General features: G+C 66.6%; 11 protein-coding genes. 6 read left to right on the forward strand and 5 right to left on the reverse strand.

Annotation, left to right across the window (positions count from 1 at the left end):
- Window positions 1–6: 6 nt before the first annotated feature.
- Window positions 7–3,126: a discoidin domain-containing protein gene (locus tag ACSDHM_RS07500; RefSeq protein WP_439426830.1), complete on the reverse strand. Its 3,120-nt coding sequence runs from the start codon at window positions 3,124–3,126 to the stop codon at window positions 7–9.
- A gap of 515 nt (window positions 3,127–3,641) precedes the next feature.
- Here ACSDHM_RS07500 and ACSDHM_RS07505 point away from each other — a divergent pair.
- Complete coding sequence (locus tag ACSDHM_RS07505; protein ID WP_111007959.1) at window positions 3,642–4,139, forward strand: helix-turn-helix transcriptional regulator; 498 nt, start codon at window positions 3,642–3,644, stop codon at window positions 4,137–4,139.
- Between the two features lie 27 nt (window positions 4,140–4,166).
- Here ACSDHM_RS07505 and ACSDHM_RS07510 read toward each other — a convergent pair whose 3' ends face one another.
- Entirely contained in the window at window positions 4,167–5,243 is a 1,077-nt protein-coding gene (locus ACSDHM_RS07510) for an MBL fold metallo-hydrolase (protein WP_439426831.1), read from the reverse strand.
- 104 nt (window positions 5,244–5,347) lie between these two features.
- Between ACSDHM_RS07510 and ACSDHM_RS07515 the strand changes: the two genes are divergently transcribed.
- Complete coding sequence (locus tag ACSDHM_RS07515; protein ID WP_072168938.1) at window positions 5,348–5,959, forward strand: TetR/AcrR family transcriptional regulator; 612 nt, start codon at window positions 5,348–5,350, stop codon at window positions 5,957–5,959.
- Here ACSDHM_RS07515 and ACSDHM_RS07520 read toward each other — a convergent pair.
- Together ACSDHM_RS07520 and ACSDHM_RS07525 are read right to left on the reverse strand one after the other, a co-directional pair.
- Window positions 5,956–7,902: an EAL domain-containing protein gene (locus ACSDHM_RS07520; RefSeq protein ID WP_188241289.1), complete on the reverse strand. Its 1,947-nt coding sequence runs from the start codon at window positions 7,900–7,902 to the stop codon at window positions 5,956–5,958. The two genes, ACSDHM_RS07515 and ACSDHM_RS07520, sit on opposite strands and share 4 nt — an antisense overlap.
- A 96-nt stretch (window positions 7,903–7,998) precedes the next feature.
- Window positions 7,999–8,715, reverse strand: a complete 717-nt coding sequence (locus ACSDHM_RS07525) for an SDR family NAD(P)-dependent oxidoreductase (RefSeq protein WP_072168936.1) — start codon at window positions 8,713–8,715, stop codon at window positions 7,999–8,001.
- 249 nt (window positions 8,716–8,964) lie between these two features.
- Here ACSDHM_RS07525 and ACSDHM_RS07530 point away from each other — a divergent pair, with 249 nt between their 5' ends.
- Complete coding sequence (locus tag ACSDHM_RS07530; RefSeq protein WP_072168935.1) at window positions 8,965–9,768, forward strand: APH(3')-II family aminoglycoside O-phosphotransferase; 804 nt, start codon at window positions 8,965–8,967, stop codon at window positions 9,766–9,768.
- Here ACSDHM_RS07530 and ACSDHM_RS07535 read toward each other — a convergent pair.
- Window positions 9,741–10,166: a DoxX family protein gene (locus ACSDHM_RS07535; RefSeq protein WP_439426832.1), complete on the reverse strand. Its 426-nt coding sequence runs from the start codon at window positions 10,164–10,166 to the stop codon at window positions 9,741–9,743. The two genes, ACSDHM_RS07530 and ACSDHM_RS07535, sit on opposite strands and share 28 nt — an antisense overlap.
- A 144-nt stretch (window positions 10,167–10,310) precedes the next feature.
- Here ACSDHM_RS07535 and ACSDHM_RS07540 point away from each other — a divergent pair, with 144 nt between their 5' ends.
- The 3 genes from ACSDHM_RS07540 (at window position 10,311) to ACSDHM_RS07550 (ending at window position 13,036) form a co-directional block, all read left to right on the forward strand.
- Window positions 10,311–10,901, forward strand: a complete 591-nt coding sequence (locus ACSDHM_RS07540; RefSeq protein ID WP_072168972.1) for a TetR/AcrR family transcriptional regulator — start codon at window positions 10,311–10,313, stop codon at window positions 10,899–10,901.
- Window positions 10,898–11,932 carry a heparan-alpha-glucosaminide N-acetyltransferase domain-containing protein gene (locus ACSDHM_RS07545; protein WP_439426833.1) on the forward strand — a complete coding sequence of 345 codons (1,035 nt, stop codon included), beginning with the start codon at window positions 10,898–10,900 and terminating at the stop codon, window positions 11,930–11,932. The genes ACSDHM_RS07540 and ACSDHM_RS07545 overlap by 4 nt, the downstream gene beginning before the upstream one ends.
- A gap of 99 nt (window positions 11,933–12,031) precedes the next feature.
- Entirely contained in the window at window positions 12,032–13,036 is a 1,005-nt protein-coding gene (locus ACSDHM_RS07550) for an aminoglycoside phosphotransferase family protein (RefSeq protein WP_111007962.1), read from the forward strand.
- Window positions 13,037–13,113: the final 77 nt, after the last annotated feature.

Here is a 13,113-nt window from a genome sequence, read left to right on the forward strand (position 1 = left end):
GCTGCTCTACCAACGCGCCTCCAGCGTTCTGAATGGTCTTGCCAGGCGCACGCCCTCTGCATCGAACGCGGTAACGTCGCGCCCATCCACACGCACGGTCTTCGGCATCGTCCGCGCCGGCCACCAGACCTTCACCGCCGTCCCACTGCGCAGGCCCTTGCCCAGCGTGATCGATAGCGTGCCGTCGCGTTGCCGTGCCTGCATCTGCAACGTGCCATACGCGGTGGGCAGGCCTTCCACCGCCAATCCATCGCCCGCCACCCACGAGGGGGGCGTGCCCGGCAGCAGCGAGAGCACATCATCGTCTTCGCGCATCAGCATGCCGAACAGCGTGCGGCCGTATTCGGCGCCGATCCAGGTGTGCGGCATGTCGCCCAGGTAGCGCGGGAAGCGCAGGCGCGAATGCACGACCTCGGCCAGCACCTGCCACTGAAGCGGGCGCAGGTCATGCAGCAGCCCCTGCAGCAGCTCATCGGCGACCTGCGGCTGGCCCAGGTGCACATAGCTCAGCACATTGCGGATCTCGTACGGGGTGTACGCATACAGCGCACCGGGCTGGCTGCGCTTGCGCACATCGTCCAGATAGCGCGCGAAGGTGGTCCGCAGCGCCTCGGCGGGCAACACGCTCTGTGCGCCGGTCGGGTCCAGTGCGATCGAAACGCCGGTGGGATCGCCATCGCCCAGGTCGGCCGAGGAGGGAATGAAGTCGATGCCCTTCCACGCCATCGTCGCCCGGATCGAGGCACGCAGTGCGTCGTAGAGCAGCTTGTATTGTTCGCGCGCCCAGGCTGCGGTCTGGTGGTCGCCGAGCGATTCGGCCAGCCAAGCGCCGTCGTGCCACCCCTTCAGGCCCCAGTAGTCGTCCCAGTAGCTGTGGGTGGGCGACGGATAGCCCTCATGGCTGATCGACGGCGCAAGAATGCCCGCGAACCGTTCCGGCGAAGGCTGGTCAGCCCTGTAACCGGGCACCAGCGTGCGCTCGCGCAGCTCCTGCAGGAAGCGCAGCGCGGCCTTCACCTTCGGCAGGTAGTCACGCACCGACTCGGGTCCGCCGTCCAGGCGCGCGACATCGGCCACCAGCGCGACGTACTGGCCCTGACTGTCGTACTCGATGTCCGATCCAAAGCCGGTGTTGACGCTGCCATCGTCGTTGAGGATCGGTGAGACCAGGCCGTTGGCATGCACGCCGTGTTCGCTGTACCAGGCCAGGTAGTCGCGCGCCACGCGGGCTTCGCCCATCCGCAGCAGCACCGCCGAGGTGGCCATGCCGTCGCGGATGAAGGAACGGTTGTAGTTGCGCGGGCCGGGCTGCATGGCTGGACCGGTCTGGTTGATCAGCATGTAGGCGGCCTGCGCGCGCAGCATGTCCACCAGCGACGGATCGGGCAGGCGCAGGCCGACCTGGCCCAGCCGTGCCTGCCAGTCCGCAGACGCCTGCGTGGCCAGTGAATCAAACGCCGCATTGGCATCGCGGGGCAGCGTGGCCAGATCCAGCGCAGGCGCTTCGGGCAGCACGCCATTGGCATCGGCGGCGGCGGTGCCCAACGGGAACGCGACCACGATGGCATCGCTGCTTCCCGGCGCCAACGAGACGCGGTAGTTCAACGCAGCCGAGGCAAGCCCCTGGTCATCACGCGCCTGTTGCGTGGAAGGCAGCTGGCCGGCAGCGAGACTTGCGGTGATCTCCGTTGCGCCATCCTTGCCGAATGGCGCCGCGCCGGATGCGGTCACTGGAGTAAGCGACTGCAGCAGCGTGCGGCCATTGATACGCAGGGCCTGCCCATCGATGGTCACCTCGCGGATCGGGGACAGCCCGCCGTTCTGCCATGGCGGATTCATCTGCATCGGGCGCACGACCAGGCTGAGCGTGCCTTCGATCTTCGTGCTTCCCGTGTTCTGCAGGCGATGCCGCAGGAAGGTCACCGGCTGGCCATCGCGCTCAATGGCGAACACTTCACTGCGCAGCTGCAGGCCGGGTTGCGGTGACCAGGTGGCGGAGGGCATCGGCTTCCAGCCGTCGCGCAGGGCATGCTGCATGGCCTGCCCGGCGGCGCCGGCGGTTTGGCCATCGGCATTGCGCCAGATGGGCTGCATCAGCGGTGCGCCCTTGAAGGCTTCCAGGTTGCCGTACTCGTCGAAGATCGACTTCTGTCGTCCTGCATGCACACCCACGGCCGTCCAGTAGGTCTGCTGCATCTGCAGCGAGGCCGGGAACAATGCGCGCTGGGCGCCGCTGGCGACGATCTGATACTGCTTCATCGGCGTCATCACGGCTTTCGGACCGAGCAGGCGCAGGCGTGCGATCTGCGGCGCAGCGCCGTCCACGCTCAGGCGGAAAGCACGCAATGGTTGTGCTGCAGTGGCGGCCAGCCAGCTTTGACGGTGACTGGCCGCCTGTGCATCGTGTGCGAGGTCCTGCCAACGGCCCCGTGCATCCTGCGCCTGTAGTCGGGCAGCGCCTCGTGCGCCATCGGCCCAGTCGACCACCAGGCCAGCCGTTGATTGGGCCTGCGGCAGCGTGATCTCGAACGTATGGGATCCATTTGCCCCGGCCGGCATCGCGACGGTGCCGCCGCCTTGCCAGAGCGCCGCCGCCTGCGCTGCATCGATACCGCTGACGCGTGCGCTGAGCGTGCTGTCCAGCGGCTCCATCTCGAAGATCGACACGCCCCAGTCGGAAGTGCGCTGCGGGCTGGCCAGCCGCAGGTAGCGCGCCTGCCGTGGCGCGAAGTACAGCGTTTCCACGTCGCCCAGCGAATCGGCCATCGTGTACGCGGTCTGCCACTGCCTGCCGTCCAGTGAGGTCTGCAGTGAATAGCCTTCCGGGTTGGAGACATCCCAGGTGAGCCGCGCGCCGGCCAGCATTGCAGGCGCGCCGAGATCGATCTGGAACCAGTGGCCCGGACTGAATGCACCGCCGGTAACGGTCTTCGGGTTGCCGTCGATCAGGTGGCTGATCGCCATCGCCGGCACCTGCTGCGAGGAACTGCTGGCCTGCCATTGGCTGCGCGGGGGAAGGGTCTGTGCCTGTGCGCTGGAGGCCAGGGCGGCCAACAGTAAGGCCGCAGCAGGGCGCAATTGAAAAAGCGGTGTGGAGACCTTGGAGCGTTCGGCGCGCAACGTCATTACGGACAGCCTCGCAGGTTCGGCCGGAATCGGGCGAGCGCTACGCTAGCAAGGGATGTAATCGGTTACATGACGCACTGCAGCGCCGCTGGACGCTGCCGCTGCCATCACGGGAGGCCTGACGTATGTGGCTCTGGACGCGTAGCGCGAATTGGCTAGGGTCACGTCCAAAGTCCTTTTAAGCGGGTTGTCATTTGACAACCAATGTGAGCCGTGTGCAGACTATGGAGAACAAGGAATGTCTCGAGCGCGTCATCCAGACAAGGACATCGAAGCGGCGTTGCAGTTCGCGGAGGATCGTGGGTGGAGGCTCCGTATGGCGGGCGGCCATGCGTGGGGCCGGATGTATTGCCCTTACAACGACACTGATTGCCGATGCGGGGAGTTCTGCATCGTGAGCATCTGGAGCACACCACGTAGCGGCAGCCATCATGCAAGAGCCTTGCGGCGTGTGGTCGAGAACTGCAGTCGTGAGCAATGAGATCACGCTTCGTCAGAAGCGAAGGGGGTCAATCATGGAATTCAACTTCACCCTGAAGTACCGCTTGCCGGACGCAGGTATTGAAATCGGCGTCCTCGAGCAGCGCCTGGCCGAAGGCGGCTGTGACGACGCGCTTGTGGGCCTTGGGCTGCCGGGACGGCTGGCCTTGGCGTTCTGCCGCGAAGCAGATAGCGCAGGGGCTGCCCTGCGTTCGGCGCTGGACGATGTGCAGCGGGCCGTGCCCGGTGCCGAACTGGTTGAAGTGAGCCCCGATCTGGTTGGGCTCACTGACGTCGCAGACCTGCTCGGAATGTCGCGCCAGAACATGCGGAAGCTCATGCTGGCCAACCCGCAGTCGTTTCCGTCCCCCGTGCATGACGGCTCGACCTCGATCTGGCATCTCGTCGACATTCTCGGTTGGCTGCGAGCGCGCGGCAGCGGGAAAGTCACGACGGAAATGACCGAGCTCGCCGCCGCTGCGCTACAGATCAATCTGGCCCGGGAAGGGCGCAGGCTTCACCCGAAGACGTAGCGGCGGCCAGAATCGGAGCCGACCGCATTACAGCTCCACCGTCTCCCACCAGCGCGTACCCGCCTGCGGCGCCTGCATGTCCAGTGCTTCGCCCATCATCGGCGTAGCCACTGGAACATTGTTTGCAGCGGCCAGCGCCGTGATGCGCTCGAACGGCTGCTGCCATGCATGCAGGGCCAGATCGAAGGTGCCGTTGTGGATCGGCAGCAGCCACTTGCCGCGCAGGTCCAGGTGCGCCTGCAGCGTCTGTTCCGGTTGCATGTGCACGAATGCCCAGCGCGGGTCATAGGCGCCGGTCTCGATCATGGTCAGGTCGAACGGACCGTATTTCTCGCCGATGGCCTTGAAGCCGTCGAAGTAGCCGGTGTCGCCGCTGAAGAAAATGCGGAAGTCACCGTCCTGGATCACCCATGAAGCCCACAGGCTGCGGTCGCTGTCACCCAGCCCGCGGCCGGAGAAGTGCTGGCCCGGGGTCGCGGTCAGGCGCAGGCCGTTGGCTTCGGTGGATTGCCACCAGTCCAGCTGCTCGACCTTGCGCGCATCCACCCCCCACGCGATCAGCTGGTCGCCGACGCCGAGCGGTGCAATGAAGCGCGCGGTCTTGCCGGCCAGCTGCATGACCGCGGCATGGTCCAGGTGGTCATAGTGGTTGTGCGAGAGGATCACACCGGCGATCGGCGGCAGCGCGTCGATGCTGATCGGCGGTGCATGGAAGCGTGCGGGCCCCATCCACTGCACCGGCGAGGCGCGCTCGGAGAACACCGGATCGGTCAGCCAGTACTGGCCACGCAGCTTCAGCAGGATCGTGGAGTGCCCCAGCCGGAACAGGCTGCGATCCGGTGCGGCGTCCAGCGTGGCGCGGTCCAGCGGCTTCACCGGAATCGGGTTCGCGGGCACGGTGCCCTTGGGCTTGTTGAACAGGAACGTCCACCAGATCTCCGCGCCGTCGCGCAGGCCCATCGCCGGACGGGGCAGGGCATTGCGGAACTTGCCATCACGGTACTGCGGCGAATCGGGGAAGTCGGGAAGGGACCAGGACTTGCAGAAGGTGTAGGTGGTCACGGCGAGGATTCCGAGCAGTAGGACAAGGAGCAGGCGCTTCATGGGCGACGTCCGCTGAGTACACTGCACAGTGTAGTTTCGTGTTTTTCAAAAGTACACTGTCGAGTGTAAAATGGAGGCATCCGTTCAGTTATCCGGTTTCCGCCATGTCCCGTGCCCCGCAACGCCTGACCGACCGCAAACGTGACGCCATCGTGCGCGCGGCGGTGGAGGAGTTCCGTGCATCGGGCTACGAGGCGACCAGCATGGACCGCATCGCCGAGGCGGCGGGGGTCTCCAAGCGCACCGTCTACAACCATTTCCCGAGCAAGGAAGCACTGTTCTCGATGATCCTGGAGGAGCTGTGGGAGCGCAGCGTGGCCAGCGACGCACTGCCATACCGCGCCGACCAGCCGCTGCAGACGCAGCTGCTGCAGTTGCTGGGCCAGAAGCTGGACCTGCTCAGCGATGGGAATTTCATCGATCTGGCGCGGGTCGCGATGGCCGAGATCATCCATTCACCGGAGCGCGCGCAAGCCATCGTCTGCCGCATGGGCGAGAAGGAAAGTGGCGAGAGTGCCTGGATCCGCGCAGCAATTGCCGATGGCCGCCTGCGCGAGGTGGATCCGGACTTTGCCGGCCACCAGTTGCATGGGCTGGTGAAGAGCTTCGCGTTCTGGCCGCAGGTCACGATGGGGCAGCCACCGTTGACCGCGCAGGAACGTGCGCGCGTGGCCGAATCGGCGGTGGCGATGTTCCTGGGGTTCTACGCGGTCTAGCCGGCTGCGAAGCGACGGAACTCGTCGGCCGGCAGCGCCGCCGAGTACAGGTAGCCCTGGCCGACATCCACCCCGAGTGCGCGCAGCTTCTGTTCCTGGGCCAGGGTCTCGGTACCCTCGGCCACCACGATCGCGCCGCAGCGGTGCGCGACCTCGACGATGAAGCGCACGATCGACTGCGACTTGGCGTCGGACAGCGTGGCGATCAGCGCCTGCTCGATCTTGACCTCGGCGATGGCCAGCTGCGAGAGCAGGATCAGGGTTGAATAGCCGGCGCCGAAATCATCCAGCGACAGGGTGACCCCGGCTGCCAGCAGCTGTGCGATGTTGGCATCGACCACGTCGCGCTCGACGATTTCGGTCCATTCGACGATCTCCAGGCGCAGCATCGCACCGGGGATGTCATGCAGCTGAAGCAGCTCCTGCAGGCGCAGGCCGAAGTCGGGCAGGCGCAGCGATTCGGCTGAAACATTGACTGCAATGGTCAGCGCCGCGCCGTCCCGCCGGCAGTGCTGCAGGAAGTGCACCGCCGACCGCAGCGTGGCCCATTCCAGGTCTGCCAGCCGCCCCTGGCGGCGCAGCAGCGAGATCACCCGCATCGGGGCAATCGGCCGGCCTTCGCCGTCGCGCATGCGCAGCAGTGCTTCGGCGCCGACCAGTTGGCGATCCTGCAGGCGATGCTTGGGCTGGTAGCACAGCGGCGCATTGCCCTGCTGCAGCCAGTGCTCAAGGGCAACCTCGATCAGGGCGTCGATCTCGCTGTCGCGCTGGATCGGGTCATCGAAGAACACCACGCCCGACTCGATCGCGCTCAGTGCCACGGTGATGGCGCGGAACGGAAGATGTCCTTCGTCGGCATCAGCAGGGGGCTTCAATTCAACCACTGCACAGCGGAACAGCGGCCGGAAGCCCGGCCAATCGCGGCCGACCCGATCGGCCAGGTTGCTGGCCAGCTCGGTGATCTGCGGTTGCGTGCGCAGTGTGGACAAGGTCAGGCCGCGCACCAGGATCGCCAGCGCGGCATCGCCGAACTGGTAGATCTCCAGCTGCGCAGCCGGCAGCGACGGCAGCAACCGATGCACTTCCTCGGTGCTGTCGCGCTGCCACAGGCCGTTGTCCTGCAACGGCCCGTAGCGCAGGCGCAGATCGCGCAGGTTGCCCATCTCGGCCACGATCAGGCAGGCCTTGCCGGTGCCGTCGTTATCCCGCCAGTACTGTTGCAGGCGTTCACCGAGCGCACGCATGTTGGGCAGCCCGCTGATCGGATCGATGCGGAGCCAGGCCTGTTCGCGCTGGCGTTGCGCATCGATCTGGGCATCGTTGTAGACCAGCGCGAACACGGCGCCGAGCACGAGCAGCGAGACCGGCAGTGCCAGCGCGCGCTGGATCGCCAGCTCGGCCACCGGCAGTTGATCGGCGCCAATGATCGCCACACCCAGCGCCAAACCCAGAGCGGTTACCCCGATGCGCACGGACCATGCCTGCAGGATCATGCGCGGCGAGAGCTCGTTGAGCATGCGCGGGTACAGGTGCCTGCGCAGCCAGACGCCCGCCACCATCTGCAACACGGCCTCAAGGCTGGCAGGCAGGAAGAACGGGATACCGACGAACTGGTAGCGGGCCAGCAGGGCGGCAGCCAGGCAGGCCAAGCCGCCGCGCCAGCCGCCCAGCAGGCCACTGACCAGCAGGATGTCGAAGCCCAGGTGCAGTTTGACGACACCCTGGGAATAACGGGCCACGAACCAGGAATTGAACAGGTAGATCAGGCCCAGCGCTACGCCGACATACAGGCGACGGCCTTCTATGGCGTGCCCGGCGCGACGGGTGGCGATCAGCAGCACGCCGATCATGCCGATCACTGCCGTGGCCTGCAGCAGATACAGCGGCAGGCTGGGCAGGGCGCTGTCCAGGACCTGGGCCGAGACCCGTGAAAGCGCATCCATAGCAGGTTCCCGCCTGTGACCGACGGCCAGTGACGAGCAGGGTAAACCACGACCGCGCGCGCGGCCACTGAGGGTGCTCTGCCGCGGCCGGCAAGGTCAGTAGCGCGGGTCGGCGATGGCGGGCAGCACCAGTTCGCGCACGAAGCCGGAGGATGACAGCTGCAACAGGGCGCTTACCATGGCCACGACATCGTGGACCGGCACCTGCTCACCGTCGCCGCGCGCTGCGGCCTCGGCCACCGGCACCGACAAGGCGTCGTCGGTGTTGAGGTAGCCCAACTGCAGGCTGGTCACCGCCAGCCGGCGATCGCGGAAGCCTTCGCGCAGCGCATCGGCGATGCCGTTGAGGGCGAACTTCGAGGCGCCGAACGCCACTTCCGGGCGGCCACTGCGAGGCAGGGCCGAGGTCGAACCGGTCAGCACCAGCTGCGGGCGCGCTGCGCCCAGTACGCGGGGCAGCAGGCGTTGCAGCAGTAAAAGGGTCGCGGTGATGTTGACGTCGACCAGCTTCGTGAGTGCAGCATCGCTTTCATCGAGGAAGGCGTACTCGTCGCTGAAGGCCTTGTCTTCCCAGATACCCAGGTTGTGGATCAGCACATCGATATCGGCCGGTGCCTGCGCTGCGATGTGGTCGGCAGCCACGGTCGGCCGGGACAGGTCTGCTTCGATCCATTGCAGGGTGACGCCGTCAGCGCAGGCGATGCCGCACGGGCGGTTGCGCGAGACACCAATCACAGTGTCACCCCTAGCACAGAGGCCTTCCACGAACGCGCGTCCCAGGCCCTTGCTGGCGCCGATGACCATCAATTTCATGTTGCTTCCTCGTTGTACTGCGGCAGCCACGATCGGCTGCCAGAACGGTGCCCCACTTGGCGAACGCGCGCAGGCCGCCGCGTTCGGCGGTAAGGGTCGAGGCCGTGTCGTCGAACTGGCACCGGCACCGTGGCAGCAGCCGTCGCTGCTGCAGGCGCTGGGGCGTAGTGGCTGCCGGCCGCCCGCGGGTCGATGTGCGCCAGGATGAGCGAGAATGCACAGGGTCACCGGCAACAGGAATCTCCTGGCATGGACGAGCACAACGCCACCCCTGATGGCATGCCGCTGCCGTTGGCGTGGCAGAAGGCGTTGGCCGATGCGCGCATCGAGCGGCAGTCGATGGGTGTCTCGCGGGCCGACGTTGCCCGCGTGCTGCGGCCGGGCCGCCCCGATGCCTTCCTCAAGTCGGAACTGATCGACGCCTTCAGTGAGCTGGGCGATGAGATCGCGCGCCTGCGCTGGTTGCAGGCACAGGGACAACCGGCGCCAACGGTGATTGCCACGGCCGAAGAAGCGGGCCGGCACTGGTTGCTGATGAGCGCGCTGCCTGGCCGCGATCTGGCTTCGTCGCCGGAACTCGCGCCGCAGCAACGGGTGGAGATACTGGCCGACGCGCTGCGCGGGCTGCATGCGTTGCCGGTAGCAGCCTGTCCGTTCGATCAGCGGCTGGCCTCGCGCCTGCCGGCCGCGCAGGCACGGGTCGAGGCGGGGCGCGTGGATGCCGATGACTTCGATGACGAACGCCTGGGACAGAGTCCACAGCAGGTCTTCGCCCAACTGTGCAGCACCCGTCCCGATCATGAAGATCTGGTGGTCAGTCATGGCGATGCCTGCCTTCCGAATCTGATGGTGTCCGAGGGGCGTTTCAGCGGGTTCATCGACTGTGGGCGGCTGGGCGTGGCCGACCGTTACCAGGACCTGGCGCTGGCCGCGCGCAGCCTGGTCCACAACTTCGGAGATACGCGTTGGGTCACGCCGTTGTTCCAACGCTACGGCGCTGTGGCCGACGAGCGCCGGTTGGCGTTCTACCGGCTGCTCGACGAGTTCTTCTGAGCCCGCGCGCGGCTGGCGATGGCCGCGCAGATCAGGCCACCGACCACGCTCAGGTGTTCCAGTACGAAGAACAGGGCCAGCTGCTGTTCCGCGCCGTGCTTGGTCCAGAAGGCATGCACGATGGCAATGGTCAGCAGCATGAATACCGCCAGCGCGCCGCTGCCCAGCCAGAGCAGGCGATCAAGCAGCAGGCACAGTGAGCCACCCAGCAGCACCACGGCGCTGGCGAGGTTGAACAGCACAGGCGGTTGCAGCCCGGCCGCCTGCATTTCGGCCACGCTGTTGTCCCACGCCAGCAGCTTGGCCAGACCCGATGACAGGAACACCACCGCCAGCAGCAGGCGGGCCAGGAACCACAGCACGCGGCTGTCGAGCAGGGCGGTGATCATCCGTGGCATGAAGTCTCTCCGGGTTGGGCTTGGAACGGGCCACGCAGCATCGGGCCTCAACCGCAGTTGAGGTCAAGGGCCGGCTGAACGGAACTCGCTGATGAACGGGTTGCCATCTTCAAGTTGGACGAACGTTCGTTCACTATTGGCGCCATGAACCGAGCCGACCGCAACGCGCAACGCATCGAGCAGATCCTGCAGGCCGCCCTGCAGTGCTTCCTCGCCAAGGGATTCCACCAGACCAGCATGCGTGACATCGCGCAGGCGGCCGGCGTCAGCCTGGGCAATCTCTACAATCACTTCCCCGGCAAGGAAGCGATCATCCTTGCAGTGGCCGTGGCCGAGGGCGAAGAAGTGGCGCCGTTGCTGCAGCGACTGGCCGCGGCCGACGGTGATCGCACGCAGGTGCTGGCGTTCCTGCAGGACTTCCACGCACTGTGCAGCCAGCCGGAATGGGCGACGCTCGCCGTCGAAGTGCTGGCCGAGAGCGCACGCAATCGGGCCGTGGCCGAGGCATTTGCGGCCAATCGCAGGCAATTGCAGGCTGTGCTGGCCGAAGCCCTGCAGCAGGTGGCACAGCGTGAACGTCGGCGTCCCGTACTGGCCCCGGCACTGCAGGCGCAGGTGCTGCTGGATGCCATCGAAAGCGATGCGCTGCGCCGGGGGCTGGGCGAAGCCGGTGGCACCGATGAGGCTCCGTTGGACCCAGGCCTGCTCGCGCTGCTGCTCGGTGCACGCGCATGAGCGCGGTTGAGCGGCGATTGCACGGCCTTGATCTGGCACGGTATCTGGCGCTGGCAGGCATGGTGCTGGTCAATTTCCGCCTGGCGATGGCCGTGCCGGCAGAGGGTGCGAGTTGGCTGGCCGGCTTCTTCCATCTGCTGGAAGGCAAGGCCTCTGCGACCTTCGTCACCCTGGCCGGACTTGGCCTGGTACTGGCCACGCAGCGCCTTGGCTGGATGCCGGCCGGCGCGCAGACCTGGCGGCGCGCGCTGTTCCTGCTGGTGCTGGGCCTGCTCAACCTGACCCTGTTCCCGGCCGACATCCTGCACTACTACGCGGTGTATTTCGCGCTGGCGGTGCTGTGGCTGCGTGCGTCGCCACGGGTGCTGCTGGCCAGCATCGCCGGCCTCGCGGCCGGGTCGTCCTGGGCACTGCTGCACTGGAATTACAGCCAGGGCTGGAACTGGCAGACGCTGGAGTATGCCGGTCTCTGGCAATGGCCGGGTGTTGCGCGCAACCTGTTGTTCAACGGCTTCCATCCCTTGCTGCCCTGGATGTGCTTCTTCCTGCTGGGCATGCTGCTGGCGCGCCTGCCGTTGTCACAACCGCGGGTGCAGCGTGCGTTGCTGCTGGTGGGCCTGCTGCTGATCGGCGCAGGCCAGGCCGTGCAGCACCTTGCGCAGGGAACGCCCTGGCAGCCGTGGCTGGGAACGCAGCCGATGCCGCCGGGACCGGCCTACGTGTTGACCGGTGCGGGGGCAGCCTGCAGCGCGATTGCCGCGTGCCTCTGGATCAGCCGCCGTTATCCGTGGGATTGGCTGGAACCGCTGACTGCAGCAGGGCGAATGACCCTGACCCTCTACGTCGGCCACATCCTGCTGGGCATGGGTACGCTGGAATGGTTGGGGCTGCTCGATGGCAGCGCGTCGCTACCGACCGTGCTGCTGTGGGCGCTGTTGTTCCTGATGCTGGCCACGGGCGCAGCGTGGCTGTGGTCGTGGCGGTTCACGCGGGGGCCATTGGAAGCGGTGATGCGTCGCGTCGCCGGCTAGCACATTGGTCGCGCAGGCACGATGTTGTGACGGACATGTCTGTGTCGTGGCGGGCACATCTGCGATAGTTGTCGCAGATAACACTTTCCGCTTGCATCCATGTCATCCGCTTCGGCGCAGCATCTCGGCGAAGTCCTCCAGCAGTCCTATGGCATCACCGCGACCGCTGTGGTGCCACGCCCGGTTGGCGCCGATGCCAACGCCAGCGTGTATCGCATCGATGCACGGCGCGGGCAGTGGTGGTTGAAATGCCGCAGCTACCAGGTGGCCCCAGCCGTCTGGGACACCCTGCATTGGCTGCGCGGCACGCTGGGTGTCGAGGAAATCGTTGCGCCCTGGCCGGCGCTGACCGGCGGGGCATCGGTGCAGCGCTGGGGCCTGCAGTTCACCCTGTTCCCGTATGTGGAAGGCCAGTCCGGTTTCGAGGCGGCATTGAGCCGCACGCAATGGCAACGGTTGGGCGAGGTGCTGCGGCGCCTGCACGAGGCGTGCCCGCCACCGGCGCTGCAGGAAGCGCTGCCAAGCATCCGGATGGAAACCGCAGCGCTGGAGACCGTCGGGCAGTGGCTGGCCGGCGAAGGCCTGGCTGCTGCCAAGGATGGGCTGGGCCGTGCCTTCGTCTCCGTCTGGGACCAGCAGCACGCGCGCATCGCGGCGCTGCACGCGCAAGCACTGCAGCTGCACGCGGCGTTGCAGGATGTGCCGGTGCGGCTGCACCTGTGCCACACCGACCTTCATGCCGGCAATCTGCTGATGGGCAATGACGGCGGCCTGCACCTGATCGACTGGGATGGCCTGTCGCTGGCACCGCGCGAGCGCGACCTGATGTTCATCGGTGGCGCTGTCGGCGGGCGCTGGGGCCGCGAGAACCCGGTGGGATTCGAGGAAGGCTATGGCAGTGACCGCGGCGACCCTCGCTGGATCGCCTGGTACCGTCACTGGCGCATCCTGCAGGACCTGATCGAGTTCCAGCAGGTCCTGCTGGGCAGCGATGGAGAGGACCGGTCGCCGCAGCTGCGCCGGCAGTCGCTGCATTTCCTCAGCGAACAGTTCGCACCGGGCAATGTGTTCGACGCGGCCGAGCGGGTGTATCGCGCGCTGTAGATCCACGCCATGCGTGAATGAACCCTGCGCGCTCAGTCAACGGTGGAGGCGCGAAGAGCAGCCGAGCGTAGGCTCGG

The sequence above is a fragment of the Stenotrophomonas sp. T8 genome (genome assembly GCF_051853085.1).
Classification (GTDB): Bacteria; Pseudomonadota; Gammaproteobacteria; order Xanthomonadales; family Xanthomonadaceae; genus Stenotrophomonas; species Stenotrophomonas sepilia.